At 60.2% G+C, this 25847-nt stretch carries 31 protein-coding genes; 18 read left to right on the forward strand and 13 right to left on the reverse strand.

Translation table 11 applies throughout. The features are described from left to right. Window positions 1-9 precede the first annotated feature (9 nt). Window positions 10-858: a carbon-nitrogen hydrolase family protein gene (locus DYL61_RS07325; protein ID WP_135307804.1), complete on the forward strand. Its 849-nt coding sequence runs from the start codon at window positions 10-12 to the stop codon at window positions 856-858. Window positions 859-874: 16 nt separating this feature from the next. Beyond that, entirely contained in the window at window positions 875-2317 is a 1443-nt protein-coding gene (tldD, locus tag DYL61_RS07330; protein ID WP_105696176.1) for a metalloprotease TldD, read from the forward strand. 46 nt (window positions 2318-2363) lie between these two features. Here the strand turns inward: tldD and yjgA are convergent, their stop codons facing one another. Beyond that, window positions 2364-2885 carry a ribosome biogenesis factor YjgA gene (gene yjgA, locus DYL61_RS07335; protein WP_135307805.1) on the reverse strand — a complete coding sequence of 174 codons (522 nt, stop codon included), beginning with the start codon at window positions 2883-2885 and terminating at the stop codon, window positions 2364-2366. 108 nt (window positions 2886-2993) lie between these two features. On the opposite strand from yjgA, the gene pmbA reads away from it, so the two are divergent. The 6 genes from pmbA to DYL61_RS07365 all read left to right on the forward strand — a co-directional run bounded on the left by pmbA (window position 2994) and on the right by DYL61_RS07365 (window position 8263). Then, a complete protein-coding gene (gene pmbA, locus DYL61_RS07340) occupies window positions 2994-4340 on the forward strand; it encodes a metalloprotease PmbA (protein ID WP_135307806.1) in 1347 nt (448 codons plus the stop codon). A gap of 148 nt (window positions 4341-4488) precedes the next feature. Beyond that, window positions 4489-4884 (forward strand): FagA protein, encoded by a 396-nt coding sequence (locus tag DYL61_RS07345; RefSeq protein ID WP_135307807.1) that lies wholly within the window; start codon window positions 4489-4491, stop codon window positions 4882-4884. Then, window positions 4877-6253 carry a class II fumarate hydratase gene (locus DYL61_RS07350; protein WP_135307808.1) on the forward strand — a complete coding sequence of 459 codons (1377 nt, stop codon included), beginning with the start codon at window positions 4877-4879 and terminating at the stop codon, window positions 6251-6253. Before DYL61_RS07345 ends, DYL61_RS07350 begins: the two co-directional genes overlap by 8 nt. Before the next feature lie 27 nt (window positions 6254-6280). After that, window positions 6281-6724: a hypothetical protein gene (locus DYL61_RS07355; RefSeq protein ID WP_105696171.1), complete on the forward strand. Its 444-nt coding sequence runs from the start codon at window positions 6281-6283 to the stop codon at window positions 6722-6724. A gap of 1 nt (window position 6725) precedes the next feature. Beyond that, complete coding sequence (locus DYL61_RS07360; protein ID WP_135307809.1) at window positions 6726-7337, forward strand: superoxide dismutase; 612 nt, start codon at window positions 6726-6728, stop codon at window positions 7335-7337. A gap of 32 nt (window positions 7338-7369) precedes the next feature. Then, window positions 7370-8263, forward strand: a complete 894-nt coding sequence (locus DYL61_RS07365) for a ZIP family metal transporter (RefSeq protein WP_135307810.1) — start codon at window positions 7370-7372, stop codon at window positions 8261-8263. A gap of 36 nt (window positions 8264-8299) precedes the next feature. Here DYL61_RS07365 and DYL61_RS07370 read toward each other — a convergent pair whose 3' ends face one another. The 10 genes from DYL61_RS07370 to DYL61_RS07415 form a co-directional block, all read right to left on the reverse strand. Then, entirely contained in the window at window positions 8300-8572 is a 273-nt protein-coding gene (locus DYL61_RS07370; RefSeq protein ID WP_135307811.1) for an HPr family phosphocarrier protein, read from the reverse strand. Between the two features lie 16 nt (window positions 8573-8588). After that, window positions 8589-9446, reverse strand: a complete 858-nt coding sequence (gene rapZ, locus DYL61_RS07375; RefSeq protein WP_105696167.1) for an RNase adapter RapZ — start codon at window positions 9444-9446, stop codon at window positions 8589-8591. 2 nt (window positions 9447-9448) lie between these two features. Next, window positions 9449-9913, reverse strand: a complete 465-nt coding sequence (gene ptsN, locus DYL61_RS07380; RefSeq protein WP_135307812.1) for a PTS IIA-like nitrogen regulatory protein PtsN — start codon at window positions 9911-9913, stop codon at window positions 9449-9451. Window positions 9914-9925: 12 nt separating this feature from the next. Then, window positions 9926-10231, reverse strand: coding sequence for a ribosome hibernation-promoting factor, HPF/YfiA family (hpf, locus tag DYL61_RS07385; RefSeq protein WP_135307813.1), 306 nt, complete (start codon window positions 10229-10231; stop codon window positions 9926-9928). Between the two features lie 75 nt (window positions 10232-10306). Continuing rightward, window positions 10307-11800: an RNA polymerase factor sigma-54 gene (locus tag DYL61_RS07390; RefSeq protein WP_135307814.1), complete on the reverse strand. Its 1494-nt coding sequence runs from the start codon at window positions 11798-11800 to the stop codon at window positions 10307-10309. 185 nt (window positions 11801-11985) lie between these two features. Beyond that, window positions 11986-12711, reverse strand: a complete 726-nt coding sequence (gene lptB, locus DYL61_RS07395) for an LPS export ABC transporter ATP-binding protein (RefSeq protein WP_003171806.1) — start codon at window positions 12709-12711, stop codon at window positions 11986-11988. Next, complete coding sequence (gene lptA, locus DYL61_RS07400) at window positions 12711-13244, reverse strand: lipopolysaccharide transport periplasmic protein LptA (RefSeq protein ID WP_135307815.1); 534 nt, start codon at window positions 13242-13244, stop codon at window positions 12711-12713. The genes lptB and lptA overlap by 1 nt, the downstream gene beginning before the upstream one ends. Further along, window positions 13231-13803, reverse strand: coding sequence for an LPS export ABC transporter periplasmic protein LptC (gene lptC, locus DYL61_RS07405; protein WP_135307816.1), 573 nt, complete (start codon window positions 13801-13803; stop codon window positions 13231-13233). The genes lptA and lptC overlap by 14 nt, the downstream gene beginning before the upstream one ends. A gap of 8 nt (window positions 13804-13811) precedes the next feature. After that, on the reverse strand, window positions 13812-14336 hold the full coding sequence (locus DYL61_RS07410; protein WP_135307817.1) for a KdsC family phosphatase: 525 nt from the start codon (window positions 14334-14336) through the stop codon (window positions 13812-13814). Further along, entirely contained in the window at window positions 14337-15311 is a 975-nt protein-coding gene (locus DYL61_RS07415) for a KpsF/GutQ family sugar-phosphate isomerase (protein ID WP_135307818.1), read from the reverse strand. Window positions 15312-15622: 311 nt separating this feature from the next. Between DYL61_RS07415 and DYL61_RS07420 the strand changes: the two genes are divergently transcribed. From DYL61_RS07420 to hisC, 10 genes are all read left to right on the forward strand, one after another. Continuing rightward, the gene (locus DYL61_RS07420; RefSeq protein WP_003171811.1) at window positions 15623-16432 is read left to right on the forward strand and encodes an ATP-binding cassette domain-containing protein; all 810 of its coding nucleotides are present in this window, start codon (window positions 15623-15625) and stop codon (window positions 16430-16432) included. Beyond that, window positions 16432-17229: a lipid asymmetry maintenance ABC transporter permease subunit MlaE gene (mlaE, locus tag DYL61_RS07425; RefSeq protein WP_105696159.1), complete on the forward strand. Its 798-nt coding sequence runs from the start codon at window positions 16432-16434 to the stop codon at window positions 17227-17229. Before DYL61_RS07420 ends, mlaE begins: the two co-directional genes overlap by 1 nt. Then, window positions 17229-17696 (forward strand): outer membrane lipid asymmetry maintenance protein MlaD, encoded by a 468-nt coding sequence (gene mlaD, locus DYL61_RS07430; RefSeq protein WP_003171814.1) that lies wholly within the window; start codon window positions 17229-17231, stop codon window positions 17694-17696. Before mlaE ends, mlaD begins: the two co-directional genes overlap by 1 nt. A gap of 11 nt (window positions 17697-17707) precedes the next feature. Continuing rightward, a complete protein-coding gene (locus tag DYL61_RS07435) occupies window positions 17708-18358 on the forward strand; it encodes an MlaC/ttg2D family ABC transporter substrate-binding protein (protein ID WP_135307819.1) in 651 nt (216 codons plus the stop codon). Then, window positions 18355-18660: an STAS domain-containing protein gene (locus DYL61_RS07440; protein ID WP_135307820.1), complete on the forward strand. Its 306-nt coding sequence runs from the start codon at window positions 18355-18357 to the stop codon at window positions 18658-18660. Before DYL61_RS07435 ends, DYL61_RS07440 begins: the two co-directional genes overlap by 4 nt. Before the next feature lie 114 nt (window positions 18661-18774). Then, window positions 18775-19014 (forward strand): BolA family protein, encoded by a 240-nt coding sequence (locus tag DYL61_RS07445; RefSeq protein WP_008434291.1) that lies wholly within the window; start codon window positions 18775-18777, stop codon window positions 19012-19014. A gap of 23 nt (window positions 19015-19037) precedes the next feature. Further along, window positions 19038-20303 (forward strand): UDP-N-acetylglucosamine 1-carboxyvinyltransferase, encoded by a 1266-nt coding sequence (gene murA, locus DYL61_RS07450; RefSeq protein WP_016974278.1) that lies wholly within the window; start codon window positions 19038-19040, stop codon window positions 20301-20303. A 226-nt stretch (window positions 20304-20529) separates the two neighbouring features. Then, complete coding sequence (gene hisG / locus DYL61_RS07455; protein ID WP_071494135.1) at window positions 20530-21165, forward strand: ATP phosphoribosyltransferase; 636 nt, start codon at window positions 20530-20532, stop codon at window positions 21163-21165. A gap of 128 nt (window positions 21166-21293) precedes the next feature. After that, the gene (gene hisD / locus DYL61_RS07460; RefSeq protein ID WP_135307821.1) at window positions 21294-22610 is read left to right on the forward strand and encodes a histidinol dehydrogenase; all 1317 of its coding nucleotides are present in this window, start codon (window positions 21294-21296) and stop codon (window positions 22608-22610) included. Between the two features lie 3 nt (window positions 22611-22613). After that, window positions 22614-23666, forward strand: coding sequence for a histidinol-phosphate transaminase (hisC, locus tag DYL61_RS07465; protein WP_135307822.1), 1053 nt, complete (start codon window positions 22614-22616; stop codon window positions 23664-23666). A gap of 144 nt (window positions 23667-23810) precedes the next feature. Here the strand turns inward: hisC and DYL61_RS07470 are convergent, their stop codons facing one another. After that, window positions 23811-25085 carry a uracil-xanthine permease family protein gene (locus tag DYL61_RS07470; protein WP_135307823.1) on the reverse strand — a complete coding sequence of 425 codons (1275 nt, stop codon included), beginning with the start codon at window positions 25083-25085 and terminating at the stop codon, window positions 23811-23813. 2 nt (window positions 25086-25087) lie between these two features. Next, the gene (gene upp / locus DYL61_RS07475) at window positions 25088-25726 is read right to left on the reverse strand and encodes a uracil phosphoribosyltransferase (RefSeq protein WP_105696151.1); all 639 of its coding nucleotides are present in this window, start codon (window positions 25724-25726) and stop codon (window positions 25088-25090) included. Window positions 25727-25847: the final 121 nt, after the last annotated feature.

The raw sequence follows: 25847 nt of genomic DNA on the forward strand, positions 1-25847 counted from the left end.
TGTCGGCCCATGTCCTTTGCGGTAATTCAAATGGTCAGCCAGAGCGATGTGCTGGCCAACCTGGCCCAGGCCCGGCGCTTGCTGGAGCAAGCGGCGGCGGCTGGGGCGAAGCTGGCGGTGCTGCCGGAAAACTTCGCAGCCATGGGCCGTCGCGATGTGGCCGATATCGGCCGCGCCGAAGCGCTGGGCGAGGGGCCGATCCTGCCGTGGTTGAAACAGACCGCCCGCGACCTCACCTTATGGATAGTGGCCGGTACTTTGCCACTGCCACCCAAGGATCAACCGCACGCCAAGTCCAACGCCTGTTCGCTGCTGGTCGATGATCGCGGTGAAATCGTCGCTCGATACGACAAGCTGCACCTGTTCGATGTCGACGTTGCAGACGCGCGCGGTCGTTATCGCGAATCTGACGACTATGCTTTCGGTGGCAACGTGGTGGTGGCGGATACACCGGTCGGCCGTTTGGGCCTGACGGTGTGTTACGACCTGCGCTTCCCCGAGCTGTACAGCGAGTTGCGTGCGGCGGGAGCGGAATTGATTACCGCGCCATCGGCGTTTACCGCCGTGACAGGCGCGGCGCATTGGGACGTGCTGATTCGCGCACGGGCCATCGAGACCCAGTGTTACTTGCTGGCAGCCGCCCAGGGCGGCGTGCATCCGGGCCCACGGGAAACCTATGGGCATGCGGCGATTGTCGACCCGTGGGGCCGTGTACTGACCCAACAGGATCAAGGCGAAGCGGTGTTGTTGGCCGAACGCGATAGCAGTGAGCAAGCGTCGATAAGGGCGCGTATGCCGGTGGTCAACCATCGGCGCTTTTTCTCGCAGGGCGCACAGCGGCCTGCTTCGGAACGATGAATTTAAGGCCAAACCTATGAGCGAGTTGTTGTCCTCAGTCAGTGAACACCTCCTGGCACCCGGTGGCGTGACCATCGAAAGTCTGCAAACCGTACTGGGCGATCTCGCCGGGCCGGGCATCGACGCGGCTGACCTGTATTTCCAGGGGCAGATCTCCGAGTCCTGGGCCCTGGAAGACGGCATCGTCAAGGAAGGCAGTTTCAACCTTGACCAGGGCGTGGGCGTGCGTGCGCAGTCCGGTGAAAAAACGGGTTTTGCCTACAGCAACGCCATCACCCTGGAAGCCTTGGGCCTGGCGGCGCGTGCCGCGCGTTCAATTTCCCGTGCCGGGCAAAATGGCACGGTGCAGGCGTTCAGCACCCAGGACGTGGCCCAGCTTTACGCGCCGGATAATCCCTTGGAAGTGATCAGCCGTGCCGAAAAGGTCGAGCTGCTCAAGCGTGTCGACGCCGCCACCCGCGCCCTGGACCCGCGTATCCAGCAGGTCACCGTGAGCATGGCCGGTGTGTGGGAACGCATCCTGGTAGCCTCCACCGATGGCGGCCTGGCGGCGGATGTGCGCCCGCTGGTGCGCTTCAACGTCAGTGTGATTGTCGAGCAGAACGGCCGTCGCGAACGTGGCGGCCATGGCGGCGGCGGGCGTACCGACTACCGTTATTTCCTCACCGAAGACCGCGCCATGGGCTATGCCCGTGAGGCGCTGCGCCAGGCGTTGGTCAACCTTGAAGCCATTCCGGCTCCGGCAGGTACGTTGCCAGTGGTGCTGGGTTCGGGCTGGTCCGGCGTGTTGCTGCACGAAGCGGTCGGCCATGGCCTGGAAGGCGACTTCAACCGCAAGGGCAGTTCGGCCTACAGCGGGCGTATGGGCGAAATGGTTGCCTCCAAACTCTGCACCATCGTCGATGACGGCACCCTGGCCGGTCGCCGTGGCTCGCTGAGCGTGGACGATGAAGGTACGCCGACCGAGTGCACCACCCTGATCGAGAATGGTGTGCTCAAGGGCTACATGCAGGACAAGCTCAACGCTCGCCTGATGGGCGTAGCGCGTACCGGTAACGGTCGCCGCGAATCCTACGCGCACCTGCCGATGCCGCGTATGACCAACACTTACATGCTCGGTGGTGAAAGCGACCCGGCAGAAATCATCGCTTCGGTAAAACGCGGCATCTATTGCGCCAATCTTGGCGGCGGCCAGGTGGATATCACCAGCGGCAAGTTCGTGTTCTCCACCAGCGAGGCGTACCTGATCGAGGACGGCAAGATTACCGCGCCGGTCAAAGGCGCAACGTTGATTGGCAACGGGCCGGAAGCCATGAGCAAGGTGTCGATGGTCGGTAACGACCTGTCGCTGGACAGCGGCGTGGGCACGTGCGGTAAAGATGGGCAGTCGGTGCCGGTGGGTGTCGGCCAGCCAACGCTGAAAATTGATGCGATCACCGTGGGTGGCACGGGCGCGTAAGGGAGGTGGAGCTTCGGGTGGCGAAGTTCGCCACCCGGGGAAGGGATCAACGCAGGCCGCGTTGGGTCTCGTCCAGCTCTCGGATGTACTTGAAGATTTTACGGCTGGTGGCCGGCGCCTTGTTATGCGCCAGCTCGTGCTGGGCCTGACGGATCAGGGAGCGCAATTGCTGGCGGTCCGCGTCCGGGTAGTCCAATACGAATTTCTCCAGCACGGCGTCGTCGCCCGAAATCAGGCGGTCACGCCAACGTTCCAAGTTGTGGAAGCGTTCGTTGTATTGGCGAGTGGAGGCATCGGTTTGATCGAGCAAGGTCAGAATGGCGTCAATGTCTTGGTCGCGCATCAATTTGCCGATAAACGAGATGTGCCGTTTACGCGCGATATTCGCGGTGTGCTTGGGCGCATCGGCCAAGGCTCGACGCATTTCGTCGGTCAGAGGCAGTTTTGCAATCAAATCTTTCTTGAGCGTTGTAAGGCGCTCGCCGAGGTCAACCAGAGCATGCAGCTCACGTTTGACCTGGGATTTGCTTTTCTCCCCATCGAGGGAGTCGTCGTAAGAATCAACCATGGTGGCAGTCCGCAAAGAAACGCCGCCATGATAACCAGTCGGGGGCCGCTTGTCCGGCCCGGTCGCTCGATGGCCTTAACCGAAAGCAGAATTTGAGTGGAGAAAACCATGAGTGCAGCCCAAAGCGTCGGTCCGCAAGCGTTACCGGCACTGCAGGAACAAGTCGAGCAGATCCTGGCCGAGGCCAAGCGCCAGGGCGCCAGTGCCTGTGAAGTGGCGGTATCGCTGGAGCAGGGGCTGTCGACTTCGGTGCGCCAGCGGGAAGTGGAAACCGTTGAGTTCAACCGCGATCAAGGTTTTGGCATCACCCTGTATGTAGGGCAGCGCAAAGGCTCGGCCAGCACGTCGGCCAGCGGACCGGACGCGATTCGTGAAACCGTCGCCGCCGCATTGGCCATCGCCAAGCACACTTCCGAAGATGAAAGTTCAGGTCTGGCCGATAAAGCCCTGATGGCCAAGGACTTGAAGGATTTCGATCTGTTCCACGCCTGGGACATTACGCCCGAGCAAGCCATCGAGAAAGCGCTGCTCTGCGAAGCCGCCGCGTTCGATGCCGATGCCCGCATCAAGAACGCCGATGGCACCACGTTGAGCACGCATCAGGGCTGCCGCGTGTATGGCAACAGCCACGGTTTTATCGGCGGTTATGCGTCCACGCGCCATAGCTTGAGCTGCGTGATGATCGCCGAAGCCAACGGCCAGATGCAGCGTGATTACTGGTACGACGTGAACCGCCAGGGCGAACTGCTGGCGGATCCTGCCAGCATTGGCCAGCGTGCCGCGCAACGTGCCGCGAGTCGATTGGGCGCACGGCCTGTACCGACGTGCGAGGTGCCGGTACTGTTCTCGGCGGAATTGGCCGGCGGTTTGTTCGGCAGTTTCCTGGGGGCGATTTCGGGTGGGAACCTGTACCGCAAGTCGTCGTTCCTCGAAGGTGCGATTGGCCAGAAGCTGTTCCCCGAGTGGCTGACCATCGATGAGCGTCCGCACCTGATGCAGGCTATGGGCAGCACCTCGTTCGATGGCGATGGCCTGGCAACGTATGCCAAGCCGTTTGTCGAAAAAGGCGAGCTGGTTTCCTATGTGTTGGGCACTTATTCGGGGCGCAAGCTCGGTCTGCCAAGCACCGCCAACGCTGGGGGTGTGCACAACTTGTTCGTCACCCATGGCGATGAAGACCAGGCGGCGTTGCTGCGTCGTATGGGCCGCGGCCTGCTGGTGACTGAGTTGATGGGGCATGGCTTGAACATGGTCACGGGCGATTACTCCCGTGGCGCGGCGGGTTTCTGGATCGAAAACGGTGAGATTCAATTCGCCGTCCAGGAGGTGACCATCGCCGGCAACCTGCGTGACATGTTCAAGCAGATTGTTGCGGTAGGTAATGACTTGGAACTGCGCAGCAACATTCGCACCGGTTCGTTACTGATCGAGCGGATGACCGTCGCGGGTAGCTGATCCTTTCGCCGCTTCATCAAAAAGGCGCGTCATCTTCGGATGACGCGCCTTTTTTTGTGGCCGTGTTGCAGGCGGATCAACCTGCCACTCTTGTTTTGATTCTTAATATCATTTAATAATAAATATCATTACCGAATGAGTGTGGATCATGAGTTCTGTCCTGCATGAGGATCCCTACCTGGAGAGCTGGCGCTGGATGAGTCGCCAGATTCGCTGCGGTCTCAACCCCGACGAGCCGCGCCTGATCGAACATTACCTCAGTGAAGGTCGATATCTGGCGTGCTGCACCGCGACCCATCCGTGGACGATCGCTGAAACCTCATTCCGACTGCTGCTCGACACCGCCAGCGATATCGCGCTGCCATGGCATTGGCGTTCCTTGTGCCTGGACCAAGCCTGGCGCCCCCTGCGTGACCTGGAAAAACTTTCTCACTGTGCCTGCCGCCTCAAGCGCTGGCAGAGCTTTGCGTGGCGATTGGCGACCTGCGAATTGCTGCCGTCTATTTCTCACTCCGACCTGGTGCAAGGATCTAACGATGAGTAACACCCGTATCGAACGCGACAGCATGGGCGAACTGCAAGTACCGGCCGAGGCCCTGTATGGCGCACAAACCCAGCGTGCGGTGAACAACTTCCCGATCAGCAACCAGCGCATGCCGGCGCAATTCATTCGCGCCCTGATCCTGGCCAAGGCCGCTGCGGCCAAGGTCAACGTCGACCTCAAGCAGATCAGTGAAGGGCAGGGCAAGGCGATTGTCGAGGCTGCCCAAGGTTTGCTGGAAGGCGATTTCATGCAGCACTTCCCGGTGGATATCTTCCAGACCGGCTCCGGCACCAGTTCCAACATGAACGCCAACGAAGTGATTGCCACCCTGGCCACGCGTTTGCTCGGCGAGTCGGTCAATCCCAATGACCACGTGAACTGCGGCCAAAGCTCCAACGATATTATCCCGACCACCATCCATGTCAGCGCCGCGCTGGTCCTGCACGAGCAAACGCTGCCGGCCCTGTTGCATCTGGTGCAGGTCATCGAACAGAAAGCCGAAGAAGTCCACCCGTTTATCAAGACCGGCCGCACCCACCTGATGGATGCCATGCCCGTACGCATGAGCCAGGTGCTCAACGGTTGGGCTCAGCAACTCAAGGCCAACATCGGGCACTTGCAAGATCTGCTGCCAGCCCTGCAGGCCCTGGCCCAGGGCGGCACCGCAGTTGGCACAGGGATCAATGCTCACCCGGAGTTCTCCGCACGTTTCAGCCAGCAACTGAGCAGCCTGACCCATGTGAAGTTCACGCCGGGCAAGAACCTGTTCGCGTTGATCGGTTCACAGGACACCGCCGTCGCGGTTTCCGGCCAGTTGAAAGCCGTTGCCGTCTCGCTGATGAAAATCGCCAACGACCTGCGCTGGATGAACTCCGGTCCCTTGGCCGGTCTGGGTGAAATCGAATTGGAGGGGCTGCAACCGGGCTCCTCGATCATGCCCGGCAAGGTCAACCCGGTCATCCCGGAAGCGACCGCCATGGTCGCCGCGCAGGTCATCGGCAATGACACGGTGATCACTGTCGCCGGTCAGTCGGGCAACTTCGAGCTGAACGTGATGCTGCCGATCATCGCCCAGAACTTGCTCAGCAGCCTGGAATTGCTGGCCAACTCCAGCCGTTTGCTGGCGGACAAGGCCATCGCCAGCTTCAAGGTCAATGAGGCCAAGCTCAAGGAAGCGCTGTCGCGCAACCCGATCCTGGTCACCGCACTCAACCCGATCATTGGCTATCAGAAAGCCGCTGAAATCGCCAAGAAGGCCTATCAGCAAGGTCGTCCGGTGATTGATGTCGCGCTTGAACACACCGACCTGGACCGCAGCCAGCTGGAAGTCCTGCTGGACCCGGAAAAGCTCACGGCCGGCGGCGTGTAATCACCGACTCTGCTTTGGAGGCTCACCATGGAGCACTGGAAACGTACGATCGAACGGGCCAATCGCTGCTTTATGGCGGGCGAGTTGGTTGACGCTCGCGAGGCTTATTTGCAAGCCCTGGCCCTGGCCCAAGTGCTGTTCGAACGCTGGGCGGATGCCGACGAAGCGGTGGCGGCCTGCGTCATTTCCCATCACAACCTGGCGGACCTGCACCTGCGCCTGAACCAGCCGGAGGAAAGCGCGGAATACCTCTGCGCTATCCATCAGCGGCTGTTGCAGGCCATGCAGGACCCGCGTCTGACCCCGCAATTACGCGAGGCGGCGCTGCGCCAGAGCAGCAAGACCTACGTCGAGCTGTTGAATTTCATCAGCGATCACGGCGAGTACCCGCGTACTCATCGCTTGCTCGGCAGCACTGCGGCGCAAACGGATGCGTCGACCCGCAACAGCCCTCATTACGGAGTTCATTGAAATGTCCTACACCTTGCCTGCCCTGCCTTACGCCTACGATGCCCTGGAACCGCATATCGATGCGCAAACCATGGAGATTCACTACACCAAGCATCACCAGACCTACATCAACAACCTTAATGCCGCAGTTGAAGGCACCGAGTTTGCCGGCTGGCCGGTTGAAAAACTGGTGTCGAGCGTCCAGCAATTGCCGGAGAAGCTGCGCGCAGCCGTCATCAACCAGGGCGGCGGCCACGCTAACCACTCGCTGTTCTGGGCCGTGATGTCACCCAAGGGCGGCGGTAAACCCGAAGGGGCGCTGGGCAAAGCGGTGGATGAGCAACTGGGTGGTTTCGAAAGTTTCAAGGAAGCGTTCACCAAAGCCGCGCTGACCCGTTTCGGCAGCGGCTGGGCCTGGCTGAGCGTGACCCCGCAAAAGACCCTGGTGGTAGAAAGCAGCGGTAACCAGGACAGCCCGTTGATGAACGGCAACACGCCGATCCTCGGCCTGGACGTGTGGGAACACGCCTATTACCTGCTGTACCAGAACCGTCGCCCGGAATATATCAACGCCTTCTACAGTGTCATCAATTGGCCGGAAGTCGCCGAACGCTACCAGGCCGCGTTGGCCTGATATCCACCCTATAACAAGATCTAAGGCCGACTATGGGCACTGAAACACTGGCGATCAGCAGCGGGCGAATGTTTCGCTATGCGTTTGGCTCGCTGCTGCTATTGGCAGGTACTGCATTGCTGGTGGCCCACGGGCTGGACTGGTTGAACCTGGAGCCGCGCATCCTGCGTGCGCTGCAGGGTGGGGCGATCTGTGCGTTGGGTACTGCGCTTGGCGCGGTGCCGGTGCTGGTGATTCGGCGGATGCCCGTAGCCTTGAGTGACACCTTGCTCGGTTTTGGGGCCGGGGTGATGCTGGCGGCGACGGCGTTTTCGCTGATCGTACCGGGTATTGCCGCCGCTGAAAGCCTGGGGCTGTCGCCTTGGGGCGCCAGTGGCTTGATCAGCTTCGGCATTATGCTGGGGGCGTTCGGTTTGTATCTGGTCGACCGCAAGGTTTCCGGTGCCAGCCCGGAAATGTTGGTGGGCACGCCGGATAACCCGGTCATCCCGCCACGCATCTGGCTGTTCGTGTTCGCCATCATCGCCCACAACATTCCGGAAGGCATGGCCGTGGGCGTGTCGGCGGGTGGCGGGATGCCCGACGCCGATAGCCTGGCCATGGGCATTGCGTTGCAGGATGTGCCCGAAGGTCTGGTGATCGCGTTGGTCTTGGCTGGGGCAGGGATGTCGCGGGTCAAGGCTTTTCTGATCGGTGCCGCGTCAGGCCTGGTGGAGCCAGTGTTCGCCGTGCTGTGTGCTTGGCTAGTGAGCCTGGCGGAAGTGCTGCTGCCGCTGGGCCTGGCCCTGGCTGCGGGTGCGATGTTGTTGGTGGTGACGCACGAAGTCATCCCCGAGTCGCGACGCAATGGTCACGAGAAGCTCGCCAGCTTGGGGTTGTGCATTGGGTTTTGTTTGATGATGGTAATGGACACGGCTTTGGGGTGAGGCCATTGCGGCCCCGCCCTGTGTCAAAGGGTGAGTTTACTCACCCTCATCAAAGAAGTTATTGATCAGCGCCACCAGCGCGTTCATCGCCTCTTCTTCTTGCTCGCCTTCGGTCTTCAAATGAATCTTGGTGCCCTTGCCGGCGGCCAACATCATCATCGCCATGATGCTTTTACCGTCAACCATGGACTCCGGAGTGCGCCCCGCGCGAATCTGGCAGGGAAACTGCCCGGCCACGCCGACAAATTTGGCCGAGGCACGGGCGTGCAGGCCCAGCTTGTTGATGATTTCAATTTCCAGAGCGGGCATCGCGGGGGTGTTCCTTTCAGCTAAGGTCGCGGTGGCGGACCTGGACGTTCTTGAGGGTTTTTTGCAGCACCTGACCCAGGCGCTCAGTCAGGTAGACGGAGCGGTGATGGCCACCGGTGCAGCCAATCGCGATGGTGACATAGGCTCGGTTGCTCGCAGCAAAGCGCGGCAGCCATTTGAGCAGGTAGCTGGAAATGTCCTGGAACATCTCCTCCACATCCGGTTGCGCGGCCAAATAGTCGGCCACCGGTTGATCCAGCCCCGACTGCTCGCGCAGTTCCGGCTTCCAGTAAGGGTTGGGCAGGCAGCGCACATCGAACACCAGGTCCGCATCCACCGGCATGCCACGCTTGAAACCAAAAGACTCCACCAGAAACGCCGTACCAGGCTCCGGCTGGTTGAGCAGGCGCAGCTTGATGGCGTCGCGCAACTGGTACAGGTTGAGGCTGGTGGTGTTGATCTTGAGGTCGGCGAGGTCAATGATCGGGCCCAGCAGCTTGGTTTCATCTTCGATGGCTTCGGCCAGGGAGCGGTGGGGGCTGCTGAGGGGGTGGCGTCGACGGGTCTCGGAGAAGCGCTTGAGCAACGTCTCTTCGTCGGCATCCAGGTACAACACGTCGCAATGGATATGCTTGGCCCGCACTTCCTCGAGCAGGATCGGGAAGCGCTCGAGGTGGCTGGGCAGGTTGCGGGCATCAATCGAAACGGCGACCAGAGGCTGGGCCAGCTCCGTGTGGATCAGTGCACGTTCCGCCAGTTCCGGCAGCAGGCCGGCGGGCAGGTTATCGATGCAATAGAAACCGTTGTCCTCAAGGACATTGAGGGCGGTGCTTTTACCCGAGCCGGAGCGGCCACTGACGATGATCAAGCGCATGATTACTGCCCGCTCTGTTCATCCAGGACAACCTGGTACAGCGCCTCATTGCTGCTGGCACTGCGCAGTTTGTCGCGTACTTCCTTGCGGTCGAGCATGCTGGCGATCTGCCGAAGCAGTTCCAGGTGCGCATCGGTAGCCGCCTGCGGGACCAGCAGTACAAACAGCAGGTCGACCGGGGCGCCGTCGATGGCGTCGAAATCGATGGGAGCGTCCAGGTGCAGCAGGGCGCTGACAGGTGTCTCGCAGCCTTTGAGGCGGCAGTGGGGAATCGCGATGCCGTTGCCAAAACCGGTGGAGCCGAGTTTTTCACGGGCGATCAGCGCCTCGTACACATCTTGCATCTCCAAATCAGGCACTTCGCGGCTGATCAGGTTGGCAATCTGTTCGAGGGCTTTCTTTTTACTGCCGCCCGGCGCGTTCACGAGGGAACGGCCGGGGGTCAGGATGGTTTCAAGTCGAATCATGGGTGGGGAGTGTTAGCGGCCAGTGCCCTGGAGAAGGCTCTGCTGCTTTTCCTTATGCTTTTTAAGTTGGCGGTCAAGCTTGTCAGTCAGGGCATCGATTGATGCATACATGTCTTCATGCTCGGCATTGGCGACTACTTCGCCACCGGGAATCTGTAGGGTCGCTTCGATTTTCTGCTGAAGTTTGTCGACCTTCATGATCACTTGCACATTGGTGATCTTGTCAAAATGACCCTCAAGCCGTTTCAGCTTCTGCTCGACATAGTCGCGCAGTGGAGGGGTGACTTCTATATGTTGTCCACTGATGTTGACTTGCATACAGCTTCTCCTTCGTTGCCAGTGCATAAAGCGGCAGGCCGGGGTGCCTGCCACTGGAACGCTATGGCCCGCCCGTCACATCAAACGCTTACGCTCGCTGGAAGGCGCGATCCCAAGGGATTCGCGGTACTTGGCGACGGTTCGACGGGCGACCTGAATGCCTTGTGCCTCCAGTAAACCAGCGATCTTGCTGTCACTCAACGGCTTTTTCTGATTTTCCGCGGCAACCAATTTTTTGATGATCGCGCGGATCGCTGTGGAGGAGCATTCGCCGCCTTCTGAAGTGCTGACATGGCTGGAGAAAAAGTATTTCAGTTCATAAATACCCCGTGGGGTGTGCATGAACTTTTGCGTGGTCACCCGGGAAATCGTCGATTCGTGCATGCCCACCGCCTCGGCGATGTCGTGCAGGACCAACGGTTTCATCGCTTCATCGCCGTACTCCAGGAAGCCGCGCTGATGCTCGACGATCTGGGTGGCGACTTTCATCAGGGTTTCATTGCGGCTTTGCAGGCTCTTGATGAACCAGCGCGCTTCCTGCAACTGGTTGCGCATGAAGGTGTTATCGGCACTGGTGTCGGCGCGGCGCACAAAACCGGCGTATTGCGGGTTGACCCGCAAGCGTGGCACCGATTCCTGGTTCAGCTCGACCAGCCAACGTTCGTTGTCCTTGCGCACGATCACGTCCGGGACCACATATTCAGCCTCGCTGGACTCGATTTGCGAGCCCGGGCGGGGGTTCAGGCTCTGCACCAGCTCAATGACCTGGCGCAGATCGTCTTCCTTGAGCTTCATGCGGCGCATCAACTGGCTGTAGTCGCGGCTGCCCAGCAGATCGATGTAGTCGGTAACCAGGCGCTGGGCCTCGCTGAGCCATGGTGTCTTCGCGGGCAGTTGGCGCAATTGCAGCAGCAGGCACTCGCTGAGGCTACGAGCGCCGATGCCGGCTGGCTCGAATTGCTGGATGCGGTGCAGGACGGCTTCGATTTCGTCCAGCTCGATATCCAGTTCCGGATCGAACGCCTCAAGGATTTCTTCGAGGGTCTCGTCCAGGTAGCCCTGGTTGTTGATGCAGTCGATCAGGGTCACGGCGATCAGGCGATCGGTGTCCGACATCGGTGCCAGGTTCAATTGCCAGAGCAGATGGCTTTGCAGGCTCTCGCCAGCGGAGGTGCGGGTGGTGAAGTCCCACTCGTCATCATCGTTGCTGGGCAGGCTGCTGGCGCTGGTCTGGTAGACGTCTTCCCAGGCGGTATCGACTGGAAGCTCGTTGGGAATGCGTTCGTTCCATTCGCCGTCTTCCAGGTTATCCACCGTGGGGGCGGTTTCCTGGTAGGAGGGTTCCTGCACGTCGGAGTTGGGTTTTTGCTCGATATTGTCAGCCATCGGGTCCGTATTATCGAAGTCGTCGCCTTCTTCCTGGCGTTCGAGCATCGGATTGGACTCCAGGGCCTCCTGGATTTCCTGTTGCAGGTCCAGGGTCGACAATTGGAGCAGGCGGATGGCCTGTTGCAGCTGCGGTGTCATCGTCAGCTGCTGGCCCATTCTCAGGACTAGCGATGGTTTCATGGCAGGGGCTTAACACCTTATTCGCCGGCGCAATGCGCCATCCACGACAGGGCGCGTGAGCGCCAAACATAAGCAAATTATATGCCTGATGTCGGGGGCTTTGCCTAGAGCGCGGTAACAATAAAAATCCGGAGGTCTTTATTGACTCCCGCGCGACTTGGCGAGCAGCCGTGACACCACAGTGTTTACAGGCGGAACTCGTGACCCAGGTACACTTCCTTGACCAGCTCGTTGGCCAGGATGGTCGCCGAATCACCTTCGGCAATCAGTTGGCCGTCGTTGACGATATAGGCGGTTTCGCAGATATCGAGGGTCTCACGCACGTTGTGGTCGGTGATCAGTACACCGATACCCTTGGCCTTGAGATGGTGGATGATCTGCTTGATGTCGCCGACCGAAATCGGGTCGACGCCGGCAAACGGTTCGTCCAGCAGGATGAACTTCGGCGCGGTAGCCAGGGCGCGGGCGATTTCCACGCGGCGACGCTCACCACCGGACAGGCTCATGCCAAGGTTGTCGCGAATGTGGTTGATGTGGAACTCCTGCAGCAGGCTTTCCAGCTCTTTGCGACGGCCATCGCGGTCGAGTTCCTTGCGGGTCTCAAGGATCGCCATGATGTTGTCGGCAACCGACAATTTGCGGAAGATCGACGCTTCTTGCGGAAGATAGCCGATACCCGCACGGGCACGTCCGTGCATGGGCTGGTGGCTCACGTCCAGGTCGTCGATCAGCACGCGACCCTGGTCGGCCTGGACCAGGCCGACGATCATGTAGAAGCAGGTGGTCTTGCCGGCGCCGTTGGGGCCGAGCAAGCCGACGATCTGGCCGCTGTCGATCGACAGGCTGACGTCGCGCACGACCTGGCGGCTTTTATAGGCCTTGGCCAGATGCTGGGCTTTCAGGGTTGCCATTACTCGGCCTTCTTCTTCGGCTGGATAACCATATCGATACGCGGACGTGGTGCAGTCACCTTGGTGCCATTGGCACGGCCGGCGTTGGCGATCTGCTTCACGGTGTCATAGGTGATTTTCTCGCCTTCCGTGGAGTTGCCATCGGGGCTGAGCACCTTGGCCTGGTCGATCAGGATGATGCGATTCTGTTGGGCGTGATACTGGATGGTCTTGCCATAGCCCTTCATCGGGCCTGTGTCGGTCGGCGCCTGTTTCTGCTCGAAGTAGGCCAGGTTGCCCACCGAGGTGACCACGTCGATGTCGCCGTTCGGGGTGCGGGTCAAGGTCACGGTGTTGCCGGTGATCTTCATCGAACCCTGGGTGATGATCACCCCGCCGGTGTAGGTGGCAACGCCTTGCTTGTCATCCAGTTGCGCATCGTCAGCGGAGATATGGATCGGCTGCTGGCTATCGTTCGGCAGAGCCCAGGCGCTCACGCTTCCCAGTGCTGCGCCCAAACCGAGCAAAATAGGGAGAGTTTTAACGAGCCTCATACTGTCCTCTTACGTTCGATAGCAGGTGTATCCTGCTTTCTTTCAAATACGCTTTCATTCCCTTGCCAGTCGATACACCGCCAGCGCCGTCGATTCTAACGTCTTGCTCGGTCTGCGCATATTGCTTCTGCGGGAATACGGTCATGCGACTGCTGGTAATCACCGTGTCGCGGTTTTTGTCGTCGGTGCGCGCAACGCGGACCGAGTCGATCAGTTCTACCTCGGTGCCGTCCGGGTTGACCTCGCCACGCTTGCTGGTGACGTGCCATGGGTATTCGGTGCCACGGTAGATGTTCATGTCCGGGTTGGTCAGTAGAGTGACTTCGGTGGCCTTCAAATGTTCGACTTTGTCCGACGTCATTTCGTACTGCACCTTGCCGTCGGGCAGGAACTGCACGCTTTTGGCATTGATGGCGTAATAGTCGATCGCGCCCTCGTCAACCTGCGCCGCAGGCTGGTCGAGAAAGCGCTCCGGGCTGATATTCCAGTAGCCCACCGCCAGGAACAGCGCGGCGATGACCCCGAATAACAGGAAGTTGCGAATCTTTTTGCTCAGCATAAAACGCTCTATAGGTAGGCGGCGTGGGCCGCTTCAAGGCTGCCTTGGGCGCGCAGGATCAGCTCGCAGAACTCGCGGGCAGCGCCTTCGCCGCCACGGGCGGTGGTGATGCCATGGGCGTGCTCGCGAACAAACGTTGCCGCATTGGCGACGGCCATGCCCAGGCCCACCCGGCGAATCACCGGCAAGTCGGGCAGGTCGTCACCCAAGTAGGCGACCTGCTCATAGCTTAGGTTGAGTTGGCCAAGAAGCTCGTCCAGAACCACCAGTTTATCCTCGCGGCCCTGATACAGGTGAGGAATCCCCAGGTTTTGTGCACGGCGTTCCACAACGGGGGTTTTTCTGCCGCTGATGATGGCTGTTTGCACGCCCGCCGCCATCAGCATCTTGATGCCTTGGCCGTCGAGGATGTTGAACGTCTTGAATTCGCTGCCGTCTTCGAGGAAGTAGAGGCGGCCATCGGTCAGCACGCCATCAACGTCGAAAACAGCCAGCTTGATATGTTTGCCGCGCTGCAGCAGGTCGCTGGTCATTTACATCACTCCTGCACGCAACAAGTCGTGCATGTTGAGGGCGCCAATCGGGTGGTTGTCGCTGTCGACCACTACCAATGCGCCGATCTTGTGGTCTTCCATGATCTTCAAGGCTTCGGCGGCGAGCATTTCAGGGCGTGCGGTCTTGCCGTGAGGTGTCATCACCGCGTCGATGGTCGCGGTGTGAATGTCGATGGTGCGGTCCAGGGTGCGACGCAGGTCGCCGTCGGTGAAGACGCCGGCCAGTTTGCCATCGGCTTCCAGGATCACGGTCATGCCCAGGCCTTTGCGGGTCATTTCCATCAGTGCGTCTTTCAGCAGGGTGCCACGCTGCACGTGAGGCAATTCATCGCCCGAGTGCATGACGGTTTCCACTTTCAGCAGCAGGCGACGGCCCAGGGCGCCACCTGGGTGGGAAAATGCGAAGTCTTCTGCAGTAAAACCGCGGGCTTCCAAGAGCGCTACCGCCAGGGCGTCGCCCATGACCAGGGCGGCGGTGGTGGAGGAGGTCGGCGCCAGGTTCAACGGGCAGGCCTCGTGGGCCACGTGAACATTCAGGTTCACTTCGGCGGCCTTGGCCAGCGTTGATTCCGGGTTGCCGGTCACGCTGATCATCTTGATGCCCAGGCGCTTGATCAGCGGCAGCAGGGTCACGATCTCGTTGGTGGTGCCGGAGTTGGACAAGGCCAGGATGATGTCATCCTGGGTGATCATGCCCATGTCGCCGTGGCTGGCTTCGGCCGGATGCACGAAGAACGCGGTGGTCCCGGTGCTGGCCAGGGTGGCGGCGATCTTGTTGCCGACGTGGCCGGATTTGCCCATGCCCAGTACGACAACGCGGCCTTTGCTGGCCAGGATCATCTCGCAAGCGCGTACGAAATCTGCGTCGATGTGCGCCAGCAAGCCTTCTACGGCTTCAAGCTCGAGGCGGATGGTGCGTTGTGCGGATTGAATAAGGTCGCTGGATTGGCTCATGTCTGAAATCGTATAGCCTGACGAAAAGTCGGCGATTATAACGGTAATGATCGATTCCCTCACGTAAGTTCGTCAGGCTTTCTTCTGTAGGCGCTTGAGATTCATGCCCAGCAACGTTTTTTCCCTGTCTTGAATCTGAACAAGCACTGTTCCGGCCTTGGGCGCCTTGTACCAGCAGTGATATAGTTCGCCGCCAGTTCGGTCCGCTCTGCCCATGTGGCGATGTATTTCGCGCCTTATTTGCGCAAGCTGTGCAAACGTTTGTCGCAAGCGTGGTGTCTGAGTGAGAGGCTGCATCCCAAGGAGATTAGATGAGTGCCGATAACGCCTACGCGGTCGAGCTGAAGGGACTGACCTTCAAGCGCGGGACGCGCAGCATCTTCAATAACGTCGATATTCGCATTCCCCGTGGCAAGGTCACGGGCATCATGGGGCCTTCCGGTTGCGGCAAGACCACCCTGTTGCGGTTGATGGGCATGCAATTGCGGCCCAGTGCCGGCGAAGTGTGGGTCAACGGCCAGAACCTGCCGACGCTGTCGCGCAGTGACCTGTTCGATGCGCGCAAGCACATGGGCGTGCTGTTCCAGAGCGGTGCGCTGTTTACTGATCTCGACGTTTTCGAAAACGTGGCCTTCCCGCTGCGGGTGCATACCCAGCTGTCCGATGAAATGATTCGTGACATTGTGTTGCTGAAACTGCAAGCCGTAGGCCTTCGCGGTGCCATCGACCTGATGCCCGATGAGCTTTCCGGCGGCATGAAGCGCCGCGTGGCGCTGGCACGTGCCATCGCCCTCGACCCGCAAATCCTCATGTACGACGAACCCTTCGTGGGTCAAGACCCCATCGCCATGGGCGTTCTCGTGCGGCTTATCCGTTTGCTCAACGATGCGCTGGGCATTACCAGCATCGTGGTCTCCCATGATCTTGCAGAAACCGCGAGCATTGCCGATTACCTCTATGTGGTCGGCGATGGCCAAGTGCTGGGGCAGGGCACGCCTGAAGAACTGATGAACGCCGATAACCCGCGCATTCGCCAGTTCATGACCGGCGATCCCGATGGCCCGGTGCCTTTTCACTTTCCGGCAGCGGACTACCGCTCAGATCTTCTGGGGAAGCGCTGATGCGCAAGACATCTATCATCGAGAAGGTCCGCCTTTTCGGTCGCTCGGGCATCGACATCGTCGAAGTGCTGGGCCGCTCTACGATTTTCCTGTTCCACGCCTTGCTCGGTCGCGGTGGCATTGGTGGCGGTTTTGGCCTGCTGATCAAGCAACTGCACGCAGTAGGCGTGATGTCCCTGGTGATCATCGTGGTCTCCGGGGTGTTCATCGGTATGGTGCTGGCGTTGCAGGGCTTCAATATTCTCTCCAGCTACGGTTCGGAACAGGCGGTGGGGCAGATGGTCGCCCTGACGCTGCTGCGTGAACTGGGGCCGGTGGTGACAGCCTTGCTGTTCGCCGGTCGTGCGGGGTCTGCGTTGACCGCCGAGATCGGCAACATGAAATCCACCGAGCAACTGTCCAGCCTGGAAATGATCGGCGTGGACCCGCTCAAGTACATTGTTGCCCCGCGCCTGTGGGCCGGCTTCATTTCCCTGCCTCTGCTGGCGATGATTTTCAGCGTGGTGGGTATCTGGGGCGGTTCGTGGGTGGCGGTGGACTGGTTGGGCGTCTACGACGGCTCCTACTGGGCCAACATGCAAAACAGCGTGACCTTCAGCGGTGACGTGCTCAACGGCATCATAAAGAGCATCGTCTTTGCCTTTGTAGTGACCTGGATCGCCGTATTCCAAGGCTACGACTGTGAGCCCACCTCAGAAGGGATCAGTCGCGCCACCACCAAGACCGTTGTGTACGCCTCGCTGGCGGTACTGGGCCTTGACTTCATTTTGACCGCCTTGATGTTTGGAGATTTCTGATGCAAAACCGCACTGTGGAAATCGGTGTCGGCCTTTTCTTGCTGGCTGGCATCCTGGCTTTACTGTTACTGGCCCTGCGCGTCAGCGGTCTTTCGGCCAGCCCCACCGCCGATACTTATAAACTTTATGCGTACTTCGACAATATCGCCGGTTTGACTGTCAGAGCTAAAGTGACCATGGCCGGTGTAACTATCGGCAAGGTCACGGCAATCGATCTGGACCGCGACAGCTTCACCGGTCGAGTGACGATGCAACTGGACAAGAAGGTCGATAATCTGCCGACCGACTCCACTGCATCTATCCTCACTGCGGGTCTGCTGGGCGAGAAATACATCGGTGTCAGCGTGGGCGGGGAAACAGCCCTGCTCAAGGATGGTTCGACCATTCACGACACGCAGTCGTCGCTGGTGCTTGAGGACCTGATCGGTAAATTCCTGCTCAATACGGTCAATAAAGACGCCAAATGAGGAATCTGTTCATGATCTCTACCTTGCGACGCGGGCTGCTGGTACTGCTGGCAGCGTTGCCGCTGATGGCCAACGCGGCAGGTTCTGCGCACGATCTGGTGCAGGACACGACCAACAAGATGTTGGCTGACCTGAGCGCCAACAAAGAACAGTACAAGCAAGACCCGAGCAAGTTCTACGACGCGCTTAACACCATTGTCGGCCCGGTGGTCGATGCCGAGGGCATTTCCCGCAGCATCATGACGGTCAAGTACTCGCGCAAGGCGACCCCGGAGCAGATGCAGCGCTTCCAGGAGAACTTCAAGCGTGGCCTGTTCCAGTTCTACGGCAACGCACTGCTTGAGTACAACAACCAGGGCATTACCGTTGCGCCCGCCGGTGACGAGTCGGGTGACCGCACCAGCGTCAACATGAGCGTCAAGGGCAACAACGGTGCCGTTTACCCGGTGCAGTACACCCTTGAGAAGATCAACGGCGAGTGGAAACTGCGTAACGTGATCATCAACGGTATCAACATCGGCAAGCTGTTCCGTGATCAGTTCGCCGACGCCATGCAGCGCAACGGCAACGACCTGGACAAGACCATCAATGGTTGGGCCGGTGAAGTGGCCAAGGCCAAGGAAGAAACCGACAAGCAAGCCGCCGGGAAGCCTGCGCAATGACCGAGTCGGCCGTTCGTTTGGGCGATGCCGGCGAGTTGTTTATCTCCGGCGTGCTGGACTACCGCTCCGGGCCTGACCTGCGCAAGCAGGGGCAGGCGCTGATCAAGTCCAGCAGCGCGCCTGCGTTGGTGCTGGATTGCTCGGCGGTGACCAAGTCCAGCAGCGTGGGTTTGTCGTTGCTTCTGTGCTTCATGCGGGATGCCCAGGCGGCGAAAAAAACGGTCAGTATCCGTGCATTGCCTGACGACATGCGCGAAATTGCCGAGGTTTCCGGTCTGACCGAGCTGTTGGCCCACCCTTAATACACATTATTAGAGAGGCCCCCCGTCAGAGTCCTGCTATGCGGGGTTCGCAGGCGCGGGGCTTTTTTGTATGATGTGCGACCCGTGCGCACTGGGCGCCGATAGAGGTTGAGCATGCAGGCCCTAGAAGTTAAGAGCTTCCTTGAAGGAAAGCTGCCGGAAACGAACGTTGAAGTTGAAGGCGAAGGCTGCAACTTCCAGCTGAACGTGATTAGCGATGAACTGGCGGCACTCAGCCCGGTCAAGCGTCAGCAGCAGATCTATGCCCATTTGAACCCGTGGATCACCGATGGCAGCATCCATGCGGTCACTATGAAATTTTTCAGCCGCGCGGCCTGGGCCGAGCGCACCTGAGCCCCCAAGGCGTCGAGATTCTTATGGATAAATTGATTATTACCGGTGGTGCCCGCCTTGATGGCGAGATCCGCATCTCCGGCGCGAAAAACTCCGCCTTGCCGATCCTGGCAGCAACCCTGCTGTGCGATGGTCCGGTTACCGTGGCCAACCTGCCGCACCTGCACGACATCACCACCATGATCGAGCTGTTCGGTCGCATGGGCATCGAGCCGGTGATCGACGAGAAGCTGGCTGTCGAAATCGACCCACGCACCATCAAGACCCTGGTGGCTCCGTACGAACTGGTGAAAACCATGCGTGCGTCGATCCTGGTGCTGGGCCCGATGGTTGCCCGTTTCGGCGAAGCCGAAGTGGCCCTGCCTGGCGGTTGCGCCATCGGTTCGCGTCCGGTGGACCTGCACATCCGTGGTCTTGAAGCCATGGGCGCGGTTATCGACGTCGAAGGTGGCTACATCAAGGCCAAGGCGCCGGAAGGCGGCTTGCGTGGCGCGAACTTCTTCTTTGATACCGTCAGTGTGACCGGTACCGAGAACATCATGATGGCCGCTGCCCTGGCCAAAGGCCGCAGCGTCCTGCAAAACGCCGCGCGCGAGCCGGAAGTGGTCGACCTGGCCAACTTCCTGAACGCCATGGGCGCCAAGGTTTCCGGCGCTGGCACCGACACCATTACCATCGATGGTGTCGAGCGCCTGCACACCGCAACCTACAAGGTCATGCCTGACCGTATCGAGACCGGCACCTACCTGGTTGCCGCCGCCGTTACCGGTGGTCGCGTCAAGGTCAAGGACACCGATCCGACCATCCTGGAAGCCGTCCTGGAAAAACTGCGCGAGGCGGGTGCCGAAATCACCACCGGCGAAGACTGGATCGAGCTGAACATGCACGGCAAGCGTCCTAAGGCCGTCAACGTGCGTACCGCGCCGTACCCGGCGTTCCCGACCGACATGCAAGCGCAGTTCATTTCCCTGAACGCGATTGCCGAAGGCACCGGTGCCGTGATCGAGACCATCTTCGAAAACCGCTTCATGCACGTGTATGAACTGCACCGCATGGGCGCGAAGATCCAGGTCGAAGGCAACACCGCCATCGTGACCGGCACCGATAAGCTCAAGGGCGCGCCAGTCATGGCCACCGACCTGCGTGCTTCGGCCAGCCTGGTGATCTCGGCGTTGATCGCTGAGGGTGACACCTTGATCGACCGCATCTACCACATCGACCGTGGTTACGAGTGCATCGAAGAGAAACTGCAGATGCTCGGCGCGAAAATCCGCCGCGTACCGGGCTAGTCCCCGGAGTGACCTGTGGCGAGGGAGCTTGCTCCCGCTGGAGTGCGAAGCGCTCCCAAGATTTTTGGGGCCGCTTCGCGGCCCAGCGGGAGCAAGCTCCCTCGCCACAGGGTTGTGCTTGCTGTTAGCTGAATTTGTTTCAAATCGAGGCTGTAATGGCCTCGATCTGTGTCCGGCGCCGTTTGCGACCGGGCAGCAATAGCCTGATGAAGGACTGACGTTTCCCATGTTGACCATCGCACTGTCCAAGGGCCGCATCCTTGACGACACTTTGCCGCTTCTGGCTGAAGCGGGCATCGTGCCGACCGAGAATCCGGACAAGAGCCGCAAGCTGATCATCCCCACGACCCAGGACGACGTTCGCCTGCTGATCGTGCGGGCTACCGACGTGCCGACCTACGTTGAACATGGCGCGGCCGACCTGGGCGTCGCCGGTAAAGACGTGCTGATGGAATACGGTGGCCAAGGCTTGTACGAGCCTCTGGACCTGCGTATCGCCCTGTGCAAGCTGATGACCGCCGGCCGTGTCGGTGACGTCGAGCCCAAGGGCCGCCTGCGGGTTGCCACCAAGTTCGTCAACGTCGCCAAGCGTTACTACGCCGAGCAAGGCCGTCAGGTCGATATCATCAAGCTCTATGGCTCGATGGAACTGGCGCCGCTGATCGGCCTGGCCGACAAGATCATCGATGTGGTCGACACCGGCAATACCCTGCGTGCCAACGGTCTTGAGCCGCAAGAATTCATTGCCGACATCAGCTCCCGCCTGATCGTCAACAAGGCATCGATGAAGATGCAGCATGCGCGTATCCAGGCGTTGATCGACACCCTGCGCACGGCAGTGGAGTCGCGACACCGCGGTTGACCTACCCGCGTAGCCGGAAGGCTGCGCCCGTCTATCCGCCTCATAGCCAGAATTCTCAGGTGCCCAAGCGGAAACGACTGCTAATTTAGGGCGCCTGAGTTTTTGCCATTTCTATTGAGGCCCTCGCTATGACCACGTCCACTGCAATTGCCCGACTCAACGCTGCCGACCCGGATTTCGCCCATCATCTGGATCATCTGCTGAGCTGGGAAAGCGTGTCCGACGATTCGGTCAACGGGCGTGTGCTCGACATCATCAAGGCCGTGCGCGAACGCGGTGATGCGGCGCTGGTGGATTTCACCCGCCAGTTCGATGGGCTGGACGTGGCGTCCATGTCCGACCTGATCCTGCCCCGCGAACGCCTGGAACTGGCCCTGACGCGCATTACCGCGCCGCAGCGTGAAGCCCTGGAAGTGGCGGCGGCGCGGGTGCGCAGCTACCACGAAAAACAGAAACAGGATTCCTGGAGCTACACCGAGGCCGATGGCACCGTGTTGGGTCAGAAGGTCACGCCGCTGGACCGTGCCGGTCTGTACGTACCGGGCGGTAAAGCCTCGTATCCATCCTCGGTACTGATGAACGCCATTCCGGCCAAAGTGGCCGGCGTGACCGAGGTGGTCATGGTGGTGCCGACCCCGCGCGGTGAAATCAACGAACTGGTGCTGGCTGCTGCCTGCATCGCCGGTGTCGACCGGGTGTTCACCATCGGTGGCGCCCAGGCCGTTGCCGCCCTGGCCTATGGCACCGAAAGCGTGCCGAAGGTCGACAAGGTGGTTGGCCCCGGCAACATCTATGTCGCCACCGCCAAGCGTCACGTGTTCGGCCAGGTCGGTATCGACATGATTGCCGGCCCTTCGGAAATCCTCGTGGTATGTGACGGCCAGACCGACCCGGACTGGATCGCCATGGACCTGTTCTCCCAGGCCGAACACGACGAAGACGCCCAGGCGATCCTGGTCAGCCCGGACGCTGAGTTCCTCGACAAGGTTGCGGCCAGCATCGACAAGCTGCTGCCGACCATGGACCGCGCCGAAATCATCGAGAAGTCGATCAATGGCCGTGGCGCCTTGATTCTGGTGAGCGATATGGAGCAAGCCATCGAAGTGGCTAACCGCATTGCGCCGGAGCACTTGGAGCTGTCCGTGGCCGACCCGCAAGCCTGGTTGCCATCGATTCGCCACGCCGGTGCGATCTTCATGGGCCGCCACACCAGCGAAGCCCTGGGCGACTACTGCGCCGGCCCGAACCACGTGCTGCCGACGTCCGGCACTGCACGGTTCTCGTCGCCGCTGGGGGTGTATGACTTCCAGAAGCGTTCTTCGATCATCTTTTGCTCCCCGCAGGGTGCCTCCGAGCTGGGCAAGACCGCCTCGGTACTGGCCCGTGGTGAGTCGCTGAGCGCCCACGCGCGCAGCGCCGAATATCGCATCGTCAAGGGAGAGTAAGGCATGAGCAAATTCTGGAGCCCCTTCGTCAAGGACCTCGTGCCTTACGTACCGGGTGAGCAACCGAAGCTGACCAAACTGGTCAAGCTCAACACCAATGAAAACCCCTACGGCCCATCGCCCAAGGCGTTGGCCGCGATGCAGGCCGAGTTGAACGACAACCTGCGCCTGTACCCGGACCCCAACAGCGACGTGCTCAAGCAGGCGGTGGCCAAGTACTACGGCGTCGATTCCGGCAAAGTGTTCCTGGGCAACGGTTCCGACGAAGTCCTCGCGCACATCTTCCACGGCCTGTTCCAGCACGACTTGCCGCTGCTGTTCCCGGATATCAGCTACAGCTTTTATCCGGTGTACTGCGGCCTGTATGGCATCCAGTCCGACCCGGTGCCGCTGGACGAGCAGTTCCAGATCCGCGTGGCGGACTATGCCAAGCCCAACGGCGGCATCATCTTCCCCAACCCGAACGCGCCGACCGGCTGCGTGTTGGCGTTGGACGCGGTGGAGCAGATCCTCAAGGCCAGCCCGGATTCGGTGGTGGTGGTCGATGAAGCCTATATCGACTTCGGCGGCGAAACCGCCATCAGCCTGGTGGACCGCTACCCGAACCTTCTGGTGACCCAGACCCTGTCCAAATCGCGCTCACTGGCCGGTTTGCGCGTCGGCCTGGCCGTGGGCCATCCGGATTTGATCGAGGCGCTGGAGCGGGTCAAGAACAGCTTCAACTCGTATCCGCTGGATCGCCTGGCGATTGTCGGCGCGGCGGCGGCGTTTGAGGACCGAGAGTACTTCGAGAAGACCTGCCAATTGGTGATCGACAGTCGCAACCAGGTAGTGGCGCAGTTGGAAGCCAAAGGCTTTGAAGTACTGCCGTCGGCGGCCAACTTCATCTTTGCCCGTCACCCCAAGCACGACGCTGCCGGCCTTGCGGCCAAATTGCGTGAGCAGGGTGTGATCGTGCGGCACTTCAAGCAGGAGCGGATTGCCCAGTTCCTGCGGATCAGCATCGGTACGCCGGAGCAGAACCAGGCGCTGGTTGATGGGCTTGGCGAGCTCTAAGCCACACTGAAGATGTAAAAATGTGGGAGGGGGCTTGCCCCCGATAGCTGTGTGTCAGTCGCTACATGTGTGACTGATACACCGCCATCGGGGGCAAGTCGAATCGTCGCACCGCCCCTCCCACATTTTGTTTTGCGTTGGCAGTTAGAGCAACGGTTCGTCAGGCTTCTTGTTCTTCCAGCCATCATTGCCCGGCAGCAGCAGGTTCAGACCAATCGCTACCACCGCACACAGGGCGATGCCCTTGAGGCCGAAATCATCCGGGCCGGTGCCGGTTCCCACCAGTACACCGCCAATCCCGAACACCAGCGTCACCGACACAATCACCAGATTGCGCGCTTCGCCCAGGTCGATCTTGTGGCGAATCAAGGTGTTCATCCCCACTGCAGCAATCGAACCGAACAGCAGGCACAGAATCCCACCCATTACCGGCACCGGGATGCTTTGCAGCAATGCGCCGAACTTGCCGATGAAGGCCAGGCTGATGGCAAATACCGCCGCCCAGGTCATGATCTTCGGGTTGTAGTTCTTGGTCAGCATCACTGCGCCCGTCACTTCGGCGTAGGTGGTATTCGGCGGGCCGCCAAACAGGCCCGCGGCCGTGGTGGCGATACCGTCACCCAGCAGGGTGCGATGCAGGCCAGGCTTCTTCAGGTAGTCGCGACCGGTCACGCTGCCCACCGCAATTACACCGCCGATATGTTCAATCGCCGGGGCCAGGGCCACCGGGACGATAAACAGGATCGCCTGCCAGTTGAACTCCGGCGCGGTGAAGTGGGGCAGGGCGAACCATGGTGCGGCGGCGATCTTGGCGGTGTCGACCACGCCAAAGTAGAACGACATCGCAAAGCCCACCAGCACGCCGGAGATGATCGGCACCAGGCGGAAAATGCCCTTGCCGAATACCGCCACGATCAACGTGGTGAGCAGCGCCGGCATCGAGATCATCATCGCGGTCTGGTAGTGGATCAGTTCGCTGCCATCACCGGCCTTGCCCATTGCCATGTTGGCGGCAATCGGTGCCATGGCCAGGCCGATGGAGATGATCACCGGCCCGATGACCACGGGCGGCAGCAGCCGGTCGATAAACCCGGTGCCTTTGATCTTCACGGCGAGGCCGAGGAAGGTATAAACGAAACCGGCTGCCATCACCCCGCCCATGGTCGCCGCGAGGCCGAACTGGCCCTTGGCGAGAATGATCGGGGTAATGAAGGCAAAGCTCGATGCCAGGAACACCGGCACCTGCCGTCCCGTCACCACCTGGAACAACAGCGTGCCCAGGCCTGCGGTGAACAGTGCGACGTTTGGATCAAGACCTGTGATCAGCGGCATCAACACCAGCGCGCCAAATGCCACGAAGAGCATTTGTGCGCCAGACAGGATCTGGCGCCAAAGCGGGTCGTTGAATTCATCCTGCATGGTCACGCGTCCTTCTGCTTGGTGCCGAAGATCTTGTCACCGGCATCGCCCAGGCCCGGGATGATGTAGCCGTGTTCGTTCAAGCGCTCATCGACGGAGGCCGTGTAGATCTGCACATCCGGGTGGGCTTTCTCGACAGCCGCGATACCTTCGGGCGCTGCAACCAGCACCATGGCGCGGATGTCCTTGCAGCCGGCTTTTTTCAGCAGGTCGATGGTGGCAACCATGGAACTACCGGTGGCCAGCATCGGGTCAATGATCATCGCCAGGCGCTCGTCGATTTCCGGGACGAGTTTTTCCAGGTAGGTGTGGGCCTCCAGGGTCTCCTCGTTGCGGGCCACGCCAACGGCGCTGACCTTGGCGCCCGGGATCAGGCTGAGGACGCCTTCGAGCATGCCGATACCGGCACGCAGGATCGGCACGACGGTGATTTTCTTACCGGCGATTTTCTCCACTTGGACAGGGCCTGCCCAACCTGGAATCTCGTAGGTTTCCAGGGGCAAATCCTTGGTGGCTTCGTAAGTGAGCAACGCTCCGACTTCCTGAGCAAGCTCACGGAAATTCTTCGTGCTAATGTCGGCGCGGCGCATAAGGCCGAGCTTGTGTCGGATCAGCGGGTGGCGGATCTCGCGAGTGGGCATGGGAAAGGCTCCGGCGGCGGGCAAAAAAACCGGCCTAGATTAATCTATCCGAGGGTGTTGTCCTATAGACATCTAGTACGTTAGTCCATTAAGGCTTGATCGGAGCGCACGAGAAGCGTAC

The organism is Pseudomonas nabeulensis, from assembly GCF_004682045.1.
Lineage (GTDB): Bacteria > Pseudomonadota > Gammaproteobacteria > Pseudomonadales > Pseudomonadaceae > Aquipseudomonas > Aquipseudomonas nabeulensis.

Bases quoted from the DNA above. Each gene is read 5' to 3' on its own strand.
- DYL61_RS07325 (WP_135307804.1), top strand. From the start codon at position 10: ATGTCCTTTGCGGTAATTCAAATGGTCAGCCAGAGCGATGTGCTGGCC.
- tldD (WP_105696176.1), top strand. From the start codon at position 875: ATGAGCGAGTTGTTGTCCTCAGTCAGTGAACACCTCCTGGCACCCGGT.
- yjgA (WP_135307805.1), bottom strand. From the start codon at position 2,885: ATGGTTGATTCTTACGACGACTCCCTCGATGGGGAGAAAAGCAAATCC.
- pmbA (WP_135307806.1), top strand. From the start codon at position 2,994: ATGAGTGCAGCCCAAAGCGTCGGTCCGCAAGCGTTACCGGCACTGCAG.
- DYL61_RS07345 (WP_135307807.1), top strand. From the start codon at position 4,489: ATGAGTTCTGTCCTGCATGAGGATCCCTACCTGGAGAGCTGGCGCTGG.
- DYL61_RS07350 (WP_135307808.1), top strand. From the start codon at position 4,877: ATGAGTAACACCCGTATCGAACGCGACAGCATGGGCGAACTGCAAGTA.
- DYL61_RS07355 (WP_105696171.1), top strand. From the start codon at position 6,281: ATGGAGCACTGGAAACGTACGATCGAACGGGCCAATCGCTGCTTTATG.
- DYL61_RS07360 (WP_135307809.1), top strand. From the start codon at position 6,726: ATGTCCTACACCTTGCCTGCCCTGCCTTACGCCTACGATGCCCTGGAA.
- DYL61_RS07365 (WP_135307810.1), top strand. From the start codon at position 7,370: ATGGGCACTGAAACACTGGCGATCAGCAGCGGGCGAATGTTTCGCTAT.
- DYL61_RS07370 (WP_135307811.1), bottom strand. From the start codon at position 8,572: ATGCCCGCTCTGGAAATTGAAATCATCAACAAGCTGGGCCTGCACGCC.
- rapZ (WP_105696167.1), bottom strand. From the start codon at position 9,446: ATGCGCTTGATCATCGTCAGTGGCCGCTCCGGCTCGGGTAAAAGCACC.
- ptsN (WP_135307812.1), bottom strand. From the start codon at position 9,913: ATGATTCGACTTGAAACCATCCTGACCCCCGGCCGTTCCCTCGTGAAC.
- hpf (WP_135307813.1), bottom strand. From the start codon at position 10,231: ATGCAAGTCAACATCAGTGGACAACATATAGAAGTCACCCCTCCACTG.
- DYL61_RS07390 (WP_135307814.1), bottom strand. From the start codon at position 11,800: ATGAAACCATCGCTAGTCCTGAGAATGGGCCAGCAGCTGACGATGACA.
- lptB (WP_003171806.1), bottom strand. From the start codon at position 12,711: ATGGCAACCCTGAAAGCCCAGCATCTGGCCAAGGCCTATAAAAGCCGC.
- lptA (WP_135307815.1), bottom strand. From the start codon at position 13,244: ATGAGGCTCGTTAAAACTCTCCCTATTTTGCTCGGTTTGGGCGCAGCA.
- lptC (WP_135307816.1), bottom strand. From the start codon at position 13,803: ATGCTGAGCAAAAAGATTCGCAACTTCCTGTTATTCGGGGTCATCGCC.
- DYL61_RS07410 (WP_135307817.1), bottom strand. From the start codon at position 14,336: ATGACCAGCGACCTGCTGCAGCGCGGCAAACATATCAAGCTGGCTGTT.
- DYL61_RS07415 (WP_135307818.1), bottom strand. From the start codon at position 15,311: ATGAGCCAATCCAGCGACCTTATTCAATCCGCACAACGCACCATCCGC.
- DYL61_RS07420 (WP_003171811.1), top strand. From the start codon at position 15,623: ATGAGTGCCGATAACGCCTACGCGGTCGAGCTGAAGGGACTGACCTTC.
- mlaE (WP_105696159.1), top strand. From the start codon at position 16,432: ATGCGCAAGACATCTATCATCGAGAAGGTCCGCCTTTTCGGTCGCTCG.
- mlaD (WP_003171814.1), top strand. From the start codon at position 17,229: ATGCAAAACCGCACTGTGGAAATCGGTGTCGGCCTTTTCTTGCTGGCT.
- DYL61_RS07435 (WP_135307819.1), top strand. From the start codon at position 17,708: ATGATCTCTACCTTGCGACGCGGGCTGCTGGTACTGCTGGCAGCGTTG.
- DYL61_RS07440 (WP_135307820.1), top strand. From the start codon at position 18,355: ATGACCGAGTCGGCCGTTCGTTTGGGCGATGCCGGCGAGTTGTTTATC.
- DYL61_RS07445 (WP_008434291.1), top strand. From the start codon at position 18,775: ATGCAGGCCCTAGAAGTTAAGAGCTTCCTTGAAGGAAAGCTGCCGGAA.
- murA (WP_016974278.1), top strand. From the start codon at position 19,038: ATGGATAAATTGATTATTACCGGTGGTGCCCGCCTTGATGGCGAGATC.
- hisG (WP_071494135.1), top strand. From the start codon at position 20,530: ATGTTGACCATCGCACTGTCCAAGGGCCGCATCCTTGACGACACTTTG.
- hisD (WP_135307821.1), top strand. From the start codon at position 21,294: ATGACCACGTCCACTGCAATTGCCCGACTCAACGCTGCCGACCCGGAT.
- hisC (WP_135307822.1), top strand. From the start codon at position 22,614: ATGAGCAAATTCTGGAGCCCCTTCGTCAAGGACCTCGTGCCTTACGTA.
- DYL61_RS07470 (WP_135307823.1), bottom strand. From the start codon at position 25,085: ATGCAGGATGAATTCAACGACCCGCTTTGGCGCCAGATCCTGTCTGGC.
- upp (WP_105696151.1), bottom strand. From the start codon at position 25,726: ATGCCCACTCGCGAGATCCGCCACCCGCTGATCCGACACAAGCTCGGC.